Source organism: Novosphingobium nitrogenifigens DSM 19370 (assembly GCF_000192575.1).
GTDB lineage: Bacteria > Pseudomonadota > Alphaproteobacteria > Sphingomonadales > Sphingomonadaceae > Novosphingobium > Novosphingobium nitrogenifigens.
The window spans coordinates 1,421,721-1,438,173 of the sequence record NZ_GL876926.1; the positions used below are offsets into that span (position 1 = coordinate 1,421,721).

At 64.1% G+C, this 16,453-nt stretch carries 15 protein-coding genes; 7 read left to right on the forward strand and 8 right to left on the reverse strand.

Annotation, left to right across the window (positions count from 1 at the left end):
• The first annotated feature begins 63 nt into the window (after positions 1–63).
• Positions 64–1,653 (forward strand): CocE/NonD family hydrolase, encoded by a 1,590-nt coding sequence (locus Y88_RS06615; RefSeq protein WP_232280944.1) that lies wholly within the window; start codon positions 64–66, stop codon positions 1,651–1,653.
• On the opposite strand, the gene Y88_RS06620 is transcribed toward Y88_RS06615, so the two are convergent.
• The 5 genes from Y88_RS06620 to Y88_RS06640 form a co-directional block, all read right to left on the reverse strand.
• Positions 1,650–3,263 (reverse strand): alkaline phosphatase D family protein, encoded by a 1,614-nt coding sequence (locus tag Y88_RS06620; protein WP_008067432.1) that lies wholly within the window; start codon positions 3,261–3,263, stop codon positions 1,650–1,652. The two genes, Y88_RS06615 and Y88_RS06620, sit on opposite strands and share 4 nt — an antisense overlap.
• Positions 3,264–3,288: 25 nt before the next feature.
• On the reverse strand, positions 3,289–5,694 hold the full coding sequence (locus Y88_RS06625; RefSeq protein WP_008067441.1) for a TonB-dependent receptor: 2,406 nt from the start codon (positions 5,692–5,694) through the stop codon (positions 3,289–3,291).
• A gap of 165 nt (positions 5,695–5,859) precedes the next feature.
• The gene (locus Y88_RS06630; RefSeq protein ID WP_018075781.1) at positions 5,860–7,194 is read right to left on the reverse strand and encodes an aminotransferase family protein; all 1,335 of its coding nucleotides are present in this window, start codon (positions 7,192–7,194) and stop codon (positions 5,860–5,862) included.
• Positions 7,195–7,226: 32 nt separating this feature from the next.
• Positions 7,227–7,706, reverse strand: coding sequence for a DsrE family protein (locus tag Y88_RS06635; RefSeq protein WP_018075782.1), 480 nt, complete (start codon positions 7,704–7,706; stop codon positions 7,227–7,229).
• Between the two features lie 62 nt (positions 7,707–7,768).
• A complete protein-coding gene (locus Y88_RS06640; protein ID WP_018075783.1) occupies positions 7,769–8,713 on the reverse strand; it encodes a c-type cytochrome in 945 nt (314 codons plus the stop codon).
• Between the two features lie 92 nt (positions 8,714–8,805).
• Here Y88_RS06640 and Y88_RS06645 point away from each other — a divergent pair, with 92 nt between their 5' ends.
• From Y88_RS06645 to Y88_RS06655, 3 genes are all read left to right on the forward strand, one after another.
• The gene (locus Y88_RS06645; protein WP_008067449.1) at positions 8,806–9,714 is read left to right on the forward strand and encodes a LysR family transcriptional regulator; all 909 of its coding nucleotides are present in this window, start codon (positions 8,806–8,808) and stop codon (positions 9,712–9,714) included.
• 174 nt (positions 9,715–9,888) lie between these two features.
• Entirely contained in the window at positions 9,889–10,491 is a 603-nt protein-coding gene (locus Y88_RS06650) for a YceI family protein (RefSeq protein WP_008067451.1), read from the forward strand.
• Between the two features lie 122 nt (positions 10,492–10,613).
• Positions 10,614–11,579, forward strand: coding sequence for a glutathione S-transferase family protein (locus tag Y88_RS06655; RefSeq protein ID WP_008067452.1), 966 nt, complete (start codon positions 10,614–10,616; stop codon positions 11,577–11,579).
• 3 nt (positions 11,580–11,582) lie between these two features.
• Here Y88_RS06655 and Y88_RS06660 read toward each other — a convergent pair whose 3' ends face one another.
• Positions 11,583–13,613: an FUSC family protein gene (locus Y88_RS06660; RefSeq protein WP_008067453.1), complete on the reverse strand. Its 2,031-nt coding sequence runs from the start codon at positions 13,611–13,613 to the stop codon at positions 11,583–11,585.
• Positions 13,614–13,639: 26 nt separating this feature from the next.
• Positions 13,640–14,119, reverse strand: coding sequence for a MarR family winged helix-turn-helix transcriptional regulator (locus Y88_RS06665; protein ID WP_008067454.1), 480 nt, complete (start codon positions 14,117–14,119; stop codon positions 13,640–13,642).
• 120 nt (positions 14,120–14,239) lie between these two features.
• Between Y88_RS06665 and trxC the strand changes: the two genes are divergently transcribed.
• Complete coding sequence (gene trxC, locus Y88_RS06670) at positions 14,240–14,668, forward strand: thioredoxin TrxC (protein ID WP_018075784.1); 429 nt, start codon at positions 14,240–14,242, stop codon at positions 14,666–14,668.
• 7 nt (positions 14,669–14,675) lie between these two features.
• Positions 14,676–15,074, forward strand: coding sequence for a group II truncated hemoglobin (locus Y88_RS06675; protein ID WP_008067456.1), 399 nt, complete (start codon positions 14,676–14,678; stop codon positions 15,072–15,074).
• A 9-nt stretch (positions 15,075–15,083) separates the two neighbouring features.
• Here the strand turns inward: Y88_RS06675 and aguB are convergent, their stop codons facing one another.
• Complete coding sequence (aguB, locus tag Y88_RS06680; protein WP_008067462.1) at positions 15,084–15,947, reverse strand: N-carbamoylputrescine amidase; 864 nt, start codon at positions 15,945–15,947, stop codon at positions 15,084–15,086.
• Positions 15,948–16,098: 151 nt separating this feature from the next.
• Here aguB and Y88_RS06685 point away from each other — a divergent pair, with 151 nt between their 5' ends.
• Positions 16,099–16,446 (forward strand): DMT family transporter, encoded by a 348-nt coding sequence (locus Y88_RS06685; RefSeq protein WP_008067472.1) that lies wholly within the window; start codon positions 16,099–16,101, stop codon positions 16,444–16,446.
• Positions 16,447–16,453 lie beyond the last annotated feature (7 nt).

A 16,453-nucleotide genomic window follows, 5' to 3' on the forward strand; every position in this document is an offset into this window, starting at 1 on the left:
TCCCACCCCTTCCTTCCACAAGGCCCCGCGACGATGGCGCAGATCCTGCCTCAAACTCTTTCGATGACCACGCGCGACGGCATTCGTCTCGACGCGGATGTCTATCGTCCGTCCGGCAAGGGACCGTGGCCGGTGCTGCTGCTGCGCCAGGGGTATGGTCGGCGTGTCGCGGCGGCGGTGTGCTATGCCCATCCCCGCTGGTATGCCGATCAGGGCTATGTCGTGGTGGTGCAGGACGTGCGCGGGCGCGGCACGTCTGAAGGGGTTTTTCGGACGCTGGAACAGGAAGCCGAGGACGGCGCCGATACCATCGCGTGGTGCGCAAGCCTACCGGACACCACCGGCACGGTCGGCATGTACGGCTTTTCGTTTCAGGGGATGAACCAACTGCTGGCGGCCACCCTTGCCGGGCCGGAACTCAAGGCGATTGCCCCGGCCATGATCGGCTGGGACTTGCGCGGGGAACTGGTCGAGGAAGGAGGCGTTCCCCAGCTGGCAGGCGCGATCGGCTGGGCAGCGCAAGTCGGCGCCGATACCGCCCGGCATCAGGGGGACGAGGCCGCGTGGCTCGACTTGCGTGCTGCGGCGCAAAATCCTCCGTGCAACAGTCCGGTGCCCTTGCGCCCCGAACCACTGGTCCGCCATGCCCGTTACAACCATCTGCTGCGCTGGAGCGAGGCGGAAGCCGACGATCCCCTGTGGCAGGCCATTGCCCCGATGGCGCATGCCGAAACGCTGGCGGCCAGAGCCCTGCCCATGCTGTTCATCGGCGGCTGGCACGATTTCACGCTCGCCGGTACGCTAGCCGGATGGCGGGCCATGGAGGCGACCGGGCTGGCCTGGCTCGATCTTGGTCCCTGGCCGCATATCCCGTGGGGGCGTCATGTCGGCGGACAGGATTACGGCCCCGACGCAGTCTCCGATGTAGACCGGCATCAGGTCGCGTGGTTCGATCACTGGCTGAAAGGAAAGCCGCTCGACCGCTCCCGCGTCCGGCTGTTCGACATGGGCACCCGCACGTGGCGTTCGGCCGACAGGCTGGGCGGCAGCGCCCGAACGCTGTTCCTTTCGGGAACCGGCAGGGTCAGTATCGATGCCGCAACAGGCAAGCTGCTCGATCGCCCCGGTGCGACCGGAAGCGAGGTGATCGTTCATGACCCCTGGCGTCCGGCTCCGAGTGTCGGGGGCCGCATGGGCAATCCGCCGGGCCCGGTCGATCGTCGTGCCATCGACGAACGCGGCGACATTGCGACTTTCACGACAGCCCCGCTGGATCAGCCGCTGACTTTGTCCGGGTGGATCGGAGCACGGCTTCACCTTTCGTCCGACAGCGCCCATTTCGATATCCACGCGGTCCTTTCGCAAGTGACTGCGTCGGGCGCAGTCCTGCCCTTTGCCGAGGGACATACCCGCATTGCCGGAGCGACCGGCGTCGTCCCGGTGGACCTCGACCTCAAGGCCACGTGCATCACGCTGGCGCCGGGCGAAAGCCTGCGCCTGTCTTTGGCGGGAGCTGCCTTTCCCGCCTTTGCCGTCAATCCGGGCACGGGCGAAGGCACCGACGCCACAGCCTTTTCAGCGCGCGTGATTACGCTCGTGGTCCATCACGGAGAGGACCACCCTTCCAGCCTTGTCATCGAATGTCTTGATTAGGCACGCTGCAATCCCGGCTTGCCGTGTTCGAGGACAAGGCGGGCATATGTCGAGAGCTTTCCGCCGGGTGTCGAGACGCGGTCGACGATCTTGAGGTCGGCGTGCCAAGCCGCCCGGTCGACGTCGCACAGGAGATAGCCGCGCCGGTCCACCGTGGCTTTCAAGTGCGGATTGTCCGCGCGCGCCTGTACGGCACGGAAATCATCGTCACCCTGCCCGTCGTCACCCGAGCTGATCGAGGTGGTCTGGAATTCCGACGCGACGACTTTGCCGTCACCTTCGTCCTGGACAAGGTCGCCCGCGTAATGGCGATGCGCGTCGCCGCTGACGGTCACGGTCCGCCCTGCCCCATGCGTCTCGATTGCCGAAAGCAGACGGCGGCGATTGGCGAGATAGCCCGACCACTGGTCCATGTTGTAGACCTTGGCCCCGCCCGGTGTATCCCGATAGACAAGGTTCATCAGCATGACCTGATGCGCGATGAGGTTCCAGCGCGTGTCGGACCGCGCGAGACCGTCATAGAGCCAGGCTTCCTGCGCGGCGCCCATCATCGCGCTTTGCGGTGCGGAGCAGTCCGGGCCCAAAGGTACCATGCGATCGCCATAGACCTGATCGGTGCGATACTGCCGCGTGTCGAGCACGAAAGCATTGACGAGATCGCCATAACGCGCCGACCGGTACATCTGCATGCGGGGCCCGTCGGGCAGTGAGGCAAGCCGCAGGGGCATGTGCTCGTAATAGGCCTGAAACGCCGAAGCCCGGCGCAGCAGGAAGGCTTGCGGGGGCGTTCCGTCCTGATCCCATTGCCCCGCCCAGTCGTTGTCGACGTCGTGATCGTCGATGCTCATCCAGAACGGGTGCGCCGCATGGGCGGCCTGAAGATCGCGGTCCGATTTGTACTGGGCATGGCGCAGGCGGTAATCGTCGAGCGAATAGGGTTCGGGCGTGCTGTGACGCCGCGCGCGCGGATAAGTATTGCCGAGATAGGTGATCTCGTTGTCGCCCTTCTCGTTGGTCTCGTAGATGTAGTCGCCATAGTGGAACACGAAGTCCACCGGCTCTTCGGCAATGCCCCACCACGCGGTGTAATAGCCGTGTTCGTAATGCTGGCACCCGGCGACAGCGAACCGCAGGCGGTCGAGCCGGGCATGGGGCAGCGGCAATGTGCGGCTGCGCCCGATGGGGCTCGTTTCGCCCCCGACGTGGAAACGATAGAAATAGGGGCGGTCGGGCGCCAGCCCGGCCACTTCGGCATGGACACTATGCGCCAGTTCCGGGCTGGCCAGTGCTTCCCCACGCGCAAGCGGCAGGGCGAATGTTTCCTCGCCCGCCACTTCCCATTGCACCACCACCGGCTGCGGCGGCATCCCCCCGTGCGGCTCGGTCGGACGCGGAGCCAGCCGGGTCCAGATCACGAAGCCATCGGGCGCGGGATCGCCCGAGGCGATGCCGAGCGAAAAGGGATGATCGGCGAAACGCGGATCGGCCCAGAGATTGCGCGGCCAGACGGCAGCCTCTCCGGCAAGCGGCCACCCGCCCGCCGCCAGCACCCCGGTTCCGGCCAGCACCTGCATCAGGCGACGGCGGTTGAATTGAAGCGATTGCGACATGGCGGATGCCTCTTGGGTCAGGAGATCAGAACGCGGCGCGGACGCGAATGCCGAAAGTGCGCGGATTGCCCGGATAGCCCTGCACGATCCCGGTCGATTTCGTGAGACCGAGCATGTTGATGTAATAGGCCTTGTTCAGCAGATTGTTCGACCAGATCTGCAGATCGTAGCGCCCACCGGCGAGCTTGAGGCCGACCCGCGCATTGACCAGCGCATAAGGGCTGATCCACGCCAGCGGATCGAGCGTGATCGTCGTGTTCTGCGAGCTGCGCCAGTTCACGTCGACCAGGCCGTACCCCACGACATCGCGCCCCAGGTCATGGGTGTAATCGACCGTCGCATCGGCCGTCCACTTGGGCGCCCAGGCGACTTGCCGTCCGGTCAGGTCGCAGGAAAGCGTGGTGACTTCGGCCGGGCAAGCCGAATTGTGGAACGAGGAATAATAGGCGTGGTCATAGGCGATGAAGCCTTTGGCATGGAGCCCCTTGGCCAGCTGTGCCTCCGCTTCCAGTTCGACGCCGTTCGAGGTCAGCGAACCGACGTTGGCCAGGAACTTGAGCGCGGTATTCCCGACGCCCACCGACTCGTTGGCCTGGTAGTTCTGCACGACGGTATGGAACGCGGTCAGGTTGACGAGCAAGTGATGGCGGAACCATTCGCTCTTGATCCCGGCTTCGAAATCGTCGGTGGTTTCGCCCTTCACCGACTGCCCGCCGCCTAGCGCCAGAATGCGCGCATCGGTCACCGGCAAAAGATTGAAACCGGCCGACTTGTAGCCGCGCGCATATTTGACGAAGACCATCGTGTCGGCGAACACCTTGTAACTGATGCTGCCTTCGCCCGAGAGCGAATTGTCGGACAGGGCCTGATTGACCGAGCCCAGCGCGGAATTGGCCGCTGCCGAGGACATGTCGTTGATCTGCGCCGTGTTGAGATTGCCCAGATTGGACGTGACCCAGCCCGCATAGGCTTCGGTCCGGTGCTCCCAGGTATAGCGCAGCCCCCCATCGATCGACAGGCGATGCGCCTTGTCGGGATGCCAGCTCACATTGCCGAACAGGGCTTCGGTATTGGTGTGGAACAAGGCGTGGCTCTGCATGCCGAGCCCGGCGATCCCATCGGCATAGGCCCCCTGCGCCCAGGTCTTGCCGTTGAGCGTGGGGAAATCGGTCGACGACGGATTGGAGGCCCAGATGTAATACTGGTCACCGAAACGAATGCGCGAATCCACCTGCAATTGCTGACGCGACAGGAAACCGCCGACGGTCGCCTCGATCGCCCCGCCCTTGGGCGTCGCCCACCGCAGTTCCTGGCTGAACTGATGCTCGTTGTTGCATGAGCCGTAATCGGGAATGGCGTTGAGCTGGGTATAGTCGTTGTCGTTGTTGGTCAGACACTTCCAGTTTTCCCACGCGGTGATCGAGGTGATCGTGCCGCCCTTGCCCAGATCCCAGTCGATCGTGCCGCTGCCCAAATAGAGATTGGTCCGGGCATTGAGCGCGGAATCGAGATTGACCGTCGGGTTCGACGCATCGCTGGTGTTGAGCGTATAGCCCGCATTGGCCATGCGCGTCTGCAGCGCGGCGGGATTGTAGATCTGTGTGATGACCGGCGACATCGTGTTGAACGCCTGGTGGTTCCACGTCCCGATCAGGCGGATCGACAGGTTGTTGGTCGGCGTGAACAGCAATTGCGCACGAACGCCTTCACCTTGCCGGGCGTTCTGCTTCTCGATGCTCGACAGGTTGCGGTAATTGCCGTCGGTCTGGGTGTAATAGCCCGAAACGCGAAACGCGAGCTTGTCGGCGATAAGCGGCCCGGTGATGCTGCCCTTCCCTTCGACAAGGCCCTGGTTGCCGACGCTCATTTCGGCATTGGCCCCCAGCTTGAAACTGGGCTTGGCCGTGTTGATGAGAACAGCACCGGCCGTCGTGTTCTTGCCAAAGCTCGTCCCTTGCGGTCCGCGTAACAATTCGACGTCGGCGATGTCGTTGAAATCGTTGCTGACCATGCCCTGACGGCCGGTGTAGATACCGTCGACGAAAATGCCGACCGAACCGTCGATGCCGTCGGTGTTGAAACCGTTGTTGCCGATCCCGCGAATGCCGAGATTGAGCTGCTTGGGATTGGTCAGATAGACCGAGAACGCCGGAAAGCGGGTCTGGAAATCGGTGAAATTGACAAGGTTCTGCTTCGCGAGCTCCCCACCGCCGAGCGTGGTGATCGCAATGGGCACCGCCTGCGCGTTTTCGGGCCGCTTGCGCGCATAAACGACAATGTCGGTCACCTCGCCGGATGCGGCATCATCCTTTGCCCCGGCTTCGGGCGCGGCGGGCGCCTCGGCATGGGCGGTTCCCGCCATGGCCAGGGCAAGAAACGAAACAAGCCCCAGTTGACCAAACCCGGCGTGGCGGCGACCCCGTACAATCATCGATAAAACCCCTGTCATTTTTTCGGATTGAGGGCGCGCCAAACCCTCCGCCCCAGCCCGACGGAAGAATGACTAACCCCTTGTCACGGGCCGCTATTCTTCCCTCGTTCCGTATTTGTGACAGGTTGTTGTAGTGATACAAAAAGCTACATTTTAAGCGGACGATCAATGCAAGGATCGCGCCGCCTGTTCGATCGCCACAGCGAGCATGGCAAAGATTTCGTCGAGCTCGGCCTCCGTCGCATTGAAGGCAGGCGCGACAAGGACATGATCCCCGCTCACCCCATCGACCACGCCCGCTTCCCCACGCACGAGCAGACCGAGCCCGCGCGCAGCCTCGACCACCCGGCGATGGAACCCGAGCGCGGGATCAAGCGGTGCGCGGCTTTCCCGGTCGGCAACGAATTCGATCCCCATGAGCGCGCCTTTGCCGCGAATGTCGCCGACCAGTTGGTGGCGACCGAATGCCGCCTGCGCGCGAGCAAGGAATGCGCTCTCCCGTTTGCGGACTTGCGCGATGAGGTCATGCCGGTCGAGATAATCGAGCACCGCAAGGCCCGCAGCACAGGACACGGCATGCCCCGAATAAGTATAGCCGGTGAAAAGACTTGAAGGAGCCGCCCGTTCCAGCCGTTCGATGACTTTGCTGCTGATGAGAACCCCGGCAAGCGGGGCATAGCCTGCCGCCACGCCTTTGCCGAAGGTGATGATGTCGGGCAAAGCCTCAAGATTGGACGAGGCAAAGGCAGCCCCGGTCCGCCCGAACCCCGTGACGACTTCATCCGCGATCAACAGGATGTCGTGGCGATCGCACAGGGCGCGCAAACCCCGGATATAGCCCGGCGGCGGGACCAGCGCCCCCGATCCGGCCCCGGTCACAGGCTCGATGATGATGGCCGCAATGCTCGCGGGATCTTCCTGGATCAGGCGCCGCTCGACTTCGCGGACCTGCTCCTCGCCATAGGCCTGCGCGGTCAGCCCGAGCGGCGCGCGATAGAGGCTGACGGCCGGAAGCTTGGGAAAGTCGAGCATATAGGGCAGGAAATCGCGCCTGCGGCTGACTTTGCCGCTCGCCGCCAACGTTGCCATGGTCGCGCCATGATAGCTTTGCCAGCGACTGGCGATACGCCAGCGGCTCTCGTTCCCGCCCGCGCGCTGATAGCGGCGGGCGATCTTGAACGCGACTTCGTTCGCTTCCGATCCGCCGCTGGTGAAATAGGCCTTGGCCAAACCATCCGGCGCGAGCGCGACGACCCGCTCGGCCAGCGTGGTTTCAGCCTCGGTGGCGAAATCACCTGCATAGACAAAGGGCACTTGCGCGGCCTGTCGCGCCATCGCCTCGCCGATTTCGCCGAGGCCATAGCCGATATTGGCGACATAGATGCCGCTCACCGCATCGAGATAGCGCCGCCCGTCGGCATCGAACAGTTCGATCCCGCTCGCCCGCACCACCCGTGGCACAGGCGACGACCAGTCGCGCCGAAACACCGCGTCCGTCATGGATCGCTCACTCCTGCCGCAAGGGACCTCGATCAGGGATGGATATAGACGAAACCCAGACCTTGCAGCCGGGCGATCTCGGCAACCCCGCTCGGCACTACGTCCTCGTCCTTCACTCCATAGAGATCAGCGGGCGTAAGCTTCATGCCCGCGAGCGTGTTGTGGCAGATCATGAAGCGCACGCCCTTGGCCCGCAGGCCATCGATCGCCTTGGCGAGATCGGCATCCTCGCGCGCCATCACGAAGAGTTGCACGCCCGAGGCAAAATTGACGACGCGGATTTCGACTTGTCCGTTCGTGGCCGCGATATGTGCGCCGATGTGATGCAGCAGACGCTGGAAATAGGCCTTGGCATCGGGCCCGCCGCCGTCGTTCTGATAGACGACTTTCTGAAAGGTGTAATACCCGGCCGGAGCGGCGCCTGCCGATGCCTGTTCCGCCTGTGCCGTTCCGGCCAGCCCCAGCCCTGCGCAAATCGCCATGGCCAGAACCAAGACCCTGCCTGCCTTCATGTCAGCCTACCCCGGTCGTTGAAGAAATGATGCGGTCGCTCCATGCCACAGCCGGCCCCTTGCTACATCCCCTTTCCATCGTGGCCCTGTCGGATCGGGGCAAAAGGACCGAAGCGATGTTGCCGCGCATCAAAGCCGTCGGGATAAGGGCCATAGGGCGCATCGACCGGCTTGGTGCGACGATCGGGGTAATCGGCATCGAGGTCCGCTTTGTGCGGACGCGGATGCGCTTCGACATAGGCGGCAACGTCCCATGCGTCCTCGCCCGCGAGCCCAGGACCACCGGGCGGCATCTGTGCATGGATGAAATTGGCCGCCTGGATCAGCCGGGCCATCCCCGCGCCGTCGTTGAAACTGTCCCGCCCCCACAAGGGCGGCACGGCATATCCCTTGCCCTCATCCGATTTTTGTCCGGCGCCATCCACGCCGTGGCAGGCCGCACAGACCCGCGCATAGATCCCGCTCCCCCGCTGCGGATCGGCTGGGCGGGAAAGCTCGGCGATCTGCCCTGTCCCGCGTCCGAACGAAGAAGCTCCTGCACTCGAGAGGAAGCGGAGATAGGCAACGATCGCCGTCATCTCTGGCCCGTCAACCGGTAGGGGACGCCCGTTGAGGCTGCGCATCATGCACCCGTTGACGCGATCAGCGATCGTTTCCACGCGCCCCGACCGCGCCCGATATTGGGGATAGTCGGCATAGGCCGCGACCAGCGGCAAGGCAAAGGCGCGCGTTCCGGCCTCGATGTGGCAGCTCTGGCAATCGAGCCCGTTGCCCGAATAGGCGCGCGCCGTGCCCGGTCCGATCCGGTCGGCGGTATGGGCGACAAGATCGCGCCCGCGCCGGACCAGCCGCCCCGCCTCATCGTCGGGAAGCCGGGCGATGTCGGGCACCGTCAGCGAGGCAGCGGCCAGCAAAGGAGCGGGCGCGCCGCGCGTCGCCGGGCCCGAACAGGCCAGCGCGATCGCCCCGACCGCTCCGCCCAGTGCTATCCCTATTCCGAACCGCATCGTCCCTTTTTCCGCAAAGGTGGCATTCGCCTGTGGGGATGATAACACCCCTTGCGCAATCGGCATTATCGCAATGACAGACAAAGGATCGCATGGCGGATCGACTGACCGGAATCGAAGTGTTCGTGCTTGCCATGCGGCTGGGCAGCCTTTCGGCGGCCGGACGCTCACTCGGCATGTCGGCGGCCATGGCAGCCAAGCATCTGGGACAGCTTGAGGAACGGCTGGGCACGACCCTGGTCAACCGCACCACGCGCCGTCTGTCGCTGACGCAGGCGGGAGCGGACTATCTCGACCGCGCCGAACGCATCCTTGCCGAACTGCGCGAAGCGGAAAACGAGGCCTCGGCCCGCTCGCAAGTGATCGAGGGCCTGTTGCGCGTCAATGCCCCGGCCTCGTTCGGGGTCATGCACATTTCCTCGCTCGCGGCTGAATTCGGCGTGCGCCATCCCGGCGTCACGATCGAACTCGGCCTCAACGACCGCTATGTCGACCTTCTCGAAGAACGCTGGGACGTGGCCATCCGCATCGGGCAACTGGCCGACAGCAGTCTCAAGGCGCGCAAGCTGGCCGCCGTCCATCTCGCGCTCTGCGCCGCGCCCTCGTATCTCGAACAACACGGCACGCCGCGCTCGGTCGAGGATCTCAAACACCACAACTGCCTCAGCTACACGCTCAGTTCGCGGCTGGGCGGCAATACCTGGGGCTTCGGACGCGACGGGTCGGTCCGCGTGGCGATCAAGGGCAGCATGCTGGCCAACAACGGCGAGGCGCTGGTGAAAGCGGCCTGCACTGGTCAGGGCATCGTCTATGGCCCGCGTTTCATCGCCGCAGAGGCGTTGAACAGCGGCGAACTCGTCGAATTCGAACTCGACATCCCGGCGATGGACATGGGCGCCGTCTATGCCGTCACCCACCCGACCCGGCGCCCGAACGCGCGCACCAGCGCGTGGATCGACTTCCTCGCCGAACGCATGCCGCGCCTTGCCGAAGAGTGGTAAAGCGAGCAATTTGAAACTGTCAGTTTAAAGATATTCGTCGATTGAGCGGATTATCACCCTATCCCAATGAAGGCATATAGTCGTCAACCGGGCCGGTTCACGCCGTGATCTGCCTGGCCCTTTGGCCTTACAGTCGCGCTCCGTCAGGTCGCGCCCATTGACAGGATTGATCCCATGAAAGCCATCTCGTTTGCCGCTCTCGCGCTGATCGCCGCTCCGGCCGTTGCGCTCGCCGCCACTCCGGCTGCCGTGCCGACGGTCCAGGCCGGCACCTACAAGGTCGAAACCCACCACACGCTCGCCGAATTCACCGTCAACCACTTCGGCTTCAACGATTTCTTCGGCGTGATCCCCGGCGCGACCGGCACCCTGACGTTCGATCCCAAGGCGATTGCCGCGACCAAGCTCGACGTGTCGCTGCCGGTTTCGGGCATTTCGACCACCAACAGCGTGCTCGACGCCGAACTCAAGGGCGCCGAATGGTTTGACGCGGCCAAGTACCCCGATCTCCACTTCGTCTCGGAAAAGGTCGTGAAGACCGGCCCGCGCACCGCACAGATCATCGGTACCGTCACGCTGCACGGCGTTTCGAAGCCGCTGACGCTCAACGCGACGTTCGGCGGCGCGGGCGTCAACCCGATGGACAAGGCCTACACCATCGGCTTCAGCGCCGTGGGCGTGCTCAAGCGTTCGGACTTCGGCGTCAGCAAGTACGTTCCCTATGTCAGCGACGAAGTGAAGCTGAAGATCAGCGCCGCTTTCGAAAAGACCAACTGATACCCCTTCGCCACGCCGCCCCAGGCGGCGTGGTCCTTTGACCCAAGCCCCCCCCAGGAGCCGCGCCACCCAGCCCCCCACTCAGGCGCGGCTCCACCCTCCCCCTGCACAAGGTCGCCGCGATGCTCGTCAATGGAAAATGGACGCAGGACTGGCAACCGGTCCAGGCTACCGATGCCAAGGGCGGCTTCGTCCGTCAGGTTTCGGGATTTCGCCATTGGGTGACCCCGGACGGCAGCGCGGGTCCGACCGGCGAGGCCGGGTTCAAGGCCGAAAAGGGGCGCTATCACCTCTATGTCGCGCTGATCTGTCCCTGGGCTTCGCGTACGCTGATCGCCCGGCAGCTCAAAGGCCTGGCCGACGCGGTTTCGGTAAGCGTGGTCGAACCGGCGCTGACCGATGAAGGCTGGCGTTTCGGGGACTACCCCGGTGCCGACCGCGACGAGCTCAACGGCGTGACCTACATGCACGAGCTCTATACCCGTGCCGATCCGCACTATACCGGACGGGCAACGGTCCCGGTACTGTGGGACCGCGAACGGCAGACGATCGTCAACAACGAATCCGCCGACATCCTGCGCATGTTCGACAGCGGTTTCGGCGATCTGGCCGACCCGTCGTTCGACCTCTACCCCGCAGCCCTGCGCGAGGACATCGACGCGCTCAATGCGCGGATCTACCCCATGCTCAACAACGGGGTCTATCGCGCCGGTTTCGCCACTACGCAGGAGGCCTACGAAGAGGCCTATGCCGATGTCTTTGCCATGCTCGACGAGCTGGAAACGCGCCTTGCTTCGGGAGGCCCCTTCCTCTTTGCCGACGCCCTGACCGAAACGGACATTCGCCTGTTCGTCACGCTGGTACGGTTCGATGCGGCCTATCACGGCATTTTCAAGTGCAACCGGCAGCGCCTGCTCGACTATCCCGCGCTCAGTGCCTACCTCGAACGCGTAATCGCCCTTCCCGGCGTGCGCGCAACGGTCAACGTCGACCACATCAAGCGCGGCTATTATTCAATCAAGACGCTCAATCCCAACGGGATCGTTCCGGTCGGCCCGGACCTCCCTTGGCTCACCGAAAAAGCGTAACGGTTACAAGCTTTCCTCGGGCAGGAGCGCCCGGGTCATGCCGACGAGAATGTTGAGCAGATCCCGCTCCGCGCTGCCCGAGGAAGGCTCTCGGCACTTTGCCCCAGCCGCACGCAAGGCCACGAGCGTTTCGGCCCGGTACTCGTCGAGCCCTGTCCGATCAGGCAGGCTCTGGGCATGGCACAAGCCTGCCGCCGCATTTTGAAGATTCACGAGTTCCTGCCGCGTATCGGCAGGAACGACACCGATCATTTGCCGGATCTGGATCAGGTTGAGACCGATGCGCACTTCGCGCAACCCATCGCCCGCCGCCCGATCCCGTCCGTCCAGCGAGGCCAGATGGCCAATGCGGGGCGACAGCAGTGCCGCCCGATCGACCATCAGGCTGTTCCACGCTTCTCCGGTCAAGGCCAGCCGCCCGGCAGCAAGCCGCGCCAGATCGCCCCAGTTTCGCCGCAGGATACGTTGGACCGCAGCTTCCGCACCGATCACCCGGAACAAGCCTGTCGTCACGATCGCCGCCGCCGCGCCGATCAATTGCGCGATGTTGCTGTTGATGAAGCGGGCAAAGTCGGCTTCGAGCGCGGCGGTCAGCGCCAGCGCCCCGCAAAAGCCGACGACGAGAGTCATCGTTTTCACATAGATCGCCGGATCGCCAAGGAAAACGCCCATGACCAGCAGAGTCGGCGCCAGCGCGAGCACCAGCCCTTCGAACGTGGTCACATGGGGCAGGATCCCGAACAGATAGACCGCCGCGATCGGCAGGCTGAGCGCGGTCCATTTGAGCCAGCTCGCCTGCGCAGGACGCGGATCGTCGAGTGTCGCAAAGAAGCTGCACACCACCGCGCAGATCATCGCCATGGTCCCACCGTCGGGCCACATCGTCACGATCCACACTGCGCAGGACCCCAGCACGCCGATCACCGCCGCAAGTGCCGAACGGAAGGCCAGCCCGACATCGCGATGCCACAGGCGTCGCCCCTTCGCGCGCAAAAGCGGGGTTAGCGGGGCAGGCAACGGCGTTGCGGGATGCAGGGTGTGTTCGGCCAGCCACTGCGTCGCCTCGTACCGCATGACAAGCTCGGCAAGACGGGCATGGAGGTTGAGCGCGATGAGACCGCGCCAGTCGTCGGGTGACAGGGTTTCATGCCATGCCGCAAGCCTCGCCTCGACGCCCGCGCGGGTTGCCGACAGCGTCTGAGGCTCCTGCCCCACCCAGTCCCGCAAATGGGCAAGCACGTCGGCAAGACCTTCGGGCCATGAGGTGCCTTCCGGTTCGCGCAGCACGGTCAGTCGGTCCTCGATCGCATCGACCAGCGGCATCAGCAGGACCAGATGATCCCACAGCACCATGATCGTGCCCCGCGCCAGCTTCCCACCGTCAGGATGGAACCGCAGGTGTGTTGCCATCAACCGCAATTCGGTCATGTGTCCGGCCATGCGACTGGGCAGGTCGGGACGCTCCGCATCGACTTTGCCGTCGAGCACTTCGTCCAGCCAGCGCCCCATCTCGGTACGCACCGTCCGGATGCGCCCACCGATCGCGGCTTCGAAATCATGGGCGGGGATCAGTGTATGCAGCAGGCTGGAACAGGCCGCACCGATGGCGATTTCCATGCCGCGCAAGACCGCAATGTTGAAGATGTCCTCCGCCTTGTCGACGGCGGGGAAGGAAATCAGTGCGGCGGTATAGCCCGCCAGCATGAAAAGATAGGCACGCGGCGTGCGGTCGAGCAACGAGATGAAGAGGCAGACTCCGACCCAGAGCGCGAGGACCAGCGACAGGACCGGCGGTGCATCGACGAACATCGGCACGACAAGGACCGAGGCTGCCGCCCCGATCAGGGTACCCGCGACCCGAAAGATCCCTTTCGACAAGGCGGCTGCCGCGACCGGCTGGCTGGAGATATAGACAGTCAACATCGCCCAGTAGGGGCGTTCCAGCCCGACCAGAAACGAGATGTAGAGCGCCAGCATCGCCGCCGCGAAAGTCGTCAGCGAAAAGGTGATCTCGGCACGGCCGATCCGGGGCATTTCAGTCGACCTCCCCCTTTGGGAAGTCAGTCGTCATGGCGCCCGAACCCGGCCCGCACCTGTTCTTCCAGTCGACGTAGCACGCGCACCGCCGTGACGACATCGCCGATCGGCATGTCCCCAAGCACGATGCGGCGGCGCAAGGCCAGTTCCTCTTCCATCCGCGCGGCCAGATCGCGTCCGCGTTCGGTGAGACAGACCCCGCGCGCGCGGCGGTCGCCGGGAACCGCCCGCCGTTCGATCAAGCCGTCCTTTTCCGCGCTGACCAGAGCGCGGGCGAGCGCTGCGGGATGAACGCCGATTTCCTCGGCCAATCGCGCCTGCAACACTCCGTCGCCCAGACGCGAAACGAACAGCACCGGCATCGCCACCGCGACCGAAAGTCCCGATTGCGACAAGGCCGCAGCGGCGACCTGTTGCCACGCGCGGCGCGCGGGCTGAATGGCGTTGGTCAGGGCATAGAGCGCGGCGCGCTCTTCCTCTTCCCCATGGATTATCGTTGACATGGCAACTTTCTATCGCTGCGACGAAAGGCGTACAAGCGCTTTCCGCACTGGCATTATGCGGTTCGATACCTACATGGACACCGGGCCCGGTCGGAACCGACCGGCGAAGGGATCAAAGTGATGAGCGACAACGAAATCGTCGTTTGCCCCCATTGTCTTGCAGGCAACCGGGTCGCGCGCGAACGGCTCGACGAAGCGCCCAATTGCGGCAAGTGCCATCAACCTCTTTTCACCGGGCATCCGGTGCCGGTCAATGCTGCGGCCTTTTCCGCCCATGTCGGCAAGGGCAGCCTGCCGGTCCTGGTCGATTTCTGGGCTTCCTGGTGCGGGCCCTGCCGCATGATGGCGCCCGCCTTTGCACAGGCCGCGCACATGCTGGAACCCCATGTCCGCCTGTTGAAAGTCGATACCGAGGCCGAACAAGCCCTGGCCGGGGCACACGACATCCGGTCGATCCCGACGATGATGCTCTTTTCGGGCGGACGCGAAATCCGGCGCATTGCCGGAGCGATGGATGCACGCCGGATCGTCGAATGGGCCCGGGGATAAAGAAATCATGAGCGAAGAAGTCACCCCCTACGAAACCTTTGGCGGCGAACCGGTCATCCGCGCACTCTGCGCCCGGTTCTACGCCTTGATGGACACTCTGCCCGAAGCCGCCGAATGTCGCGCGGTCCATCCGCCCGATCTGTCGCGCGCCGAGCAGAAACTCTACGAATACCTGACCGGATGGCTCGGCGGGCCGCCGCTCTATACCGACAAATACGGTCACCCGCGCTTGCGCATGCGACATTTCGTTGCACCGATCGGCAAGGCGGAGATCGAAGGCTGGCTGGCATGTTTCCATATCGCCTGGGCAGAGATCATTCCGCCCTCGCCGCTCGCTGATACCATCCTCGAGAAAGTCGACGCACTGGGCTGGCACATGGAAAACCAGCCCGCAGTGGACGCCTAACCGCGTACCCTAACCTCCGTATGTCGTCAGCGTGCCGTACAGTTCGGGTCTCCGGTCGCGGAACAGGCCCCAACCGGCACGCTGCGGCGCGATTTCGTCGAGGTCGAATGTCGCGACGATGGCTTCGCGCGTGTCTCGCCCGGCCTGCGCGACGAGCGCGCCGAACTGGTCGGTGATGAACGAACTGCCGTAAAAGGTGATGTCGGCGTCTTCGTTGACTTCATGGCCGATACGGTTGGACGCGATCACCGGCACCATGTTGGCGGCGGCGTGGCCCTGCATCGTCCGCTGCCAGTGTGGCTGGCTGTCGAAACCGGGGTCGAGCGGCTCGGTGCCGATTGCGGTCGGATAGAGAATCAGCTCCGCGCCTTTGAGCGCCAGCGACCGCGCGCATTCGGGGAACCACTGGTCCCAACAGATCGCGGCACCGATACGCCCGAACGCCGTGTCCCAGACCTGAAAACCGGTATCGCCCGGCGCGAAGAAGAATTTCTCGCGATAGCCGGGCCCCTGCGGAATGTGGCTCTTGCGATAAAGCCCCAGGTCGCGCCCGTCGGCATCGAGCATGACAAGAGAATTGAAATGGGTGGAGCCGACCTTCTCGAAGAAACTGAACGGCAGGACCACGCCCAGTTCGCGGGCGAGCGCGGAAAAGCGGGCAAGGACAGGATGCCCTTCGCGCGGACGAGCCAGTGCGAAATGCTTCGCCCGTTCGTCCGGACAGAAATAGGGCGTCTCGAACAGCTCCTGCAACAGCACGACCTGCGCGCCATTTCCCGCCGCTTCACGCACGAGAGCTTCGGCTGTGTCGAGATTGGCGGCAAGATCCCAGGTGCAGGCGAACTGAGTGGCGGCAACAGTCACGGTGCGCATGGATTCCCCCTCGAGACGAAGTGGGTCCTGCATGGATTGCGCGCCTGTCGAGAGGCAAGGCAAAACCCTTTGCTGCGCAAAAAGGGTGCGAGCGGTTGCCCCCTTCCCCCAATTGGGCAAAGATCACCGCCGGTGCAGCGCGAAAGGGGGCATGATGAAGGACGGGATGGGCTGGATCTGGCTGGCACTGGCCATCGGCAGTGAAATCATGGCGACTTCGGCTCTGAAAGCCGCCGCCGGTTTCACACGCCCCCTGCCCTCGATCGCGGTAATCTTCGGCTATGCGGTCGCGTTCTATGCGCTGTCCCAGACATTGCGCACGATCCCCATGGGCATTGCCTATGCCCTGTGGTCGGGCGTCGGGATCGTCGTCATCTCACTGATCGGACTGGTCGTCTATCGCCAGAAGCTCGACGCCGCCGCCCTTGCCGGGATCGCGATGATCGTTGCAGGCACGCTGGTCATCAACCTGTTCTCGACCAGCAGCGCGGAAGGCTGATCCGGGC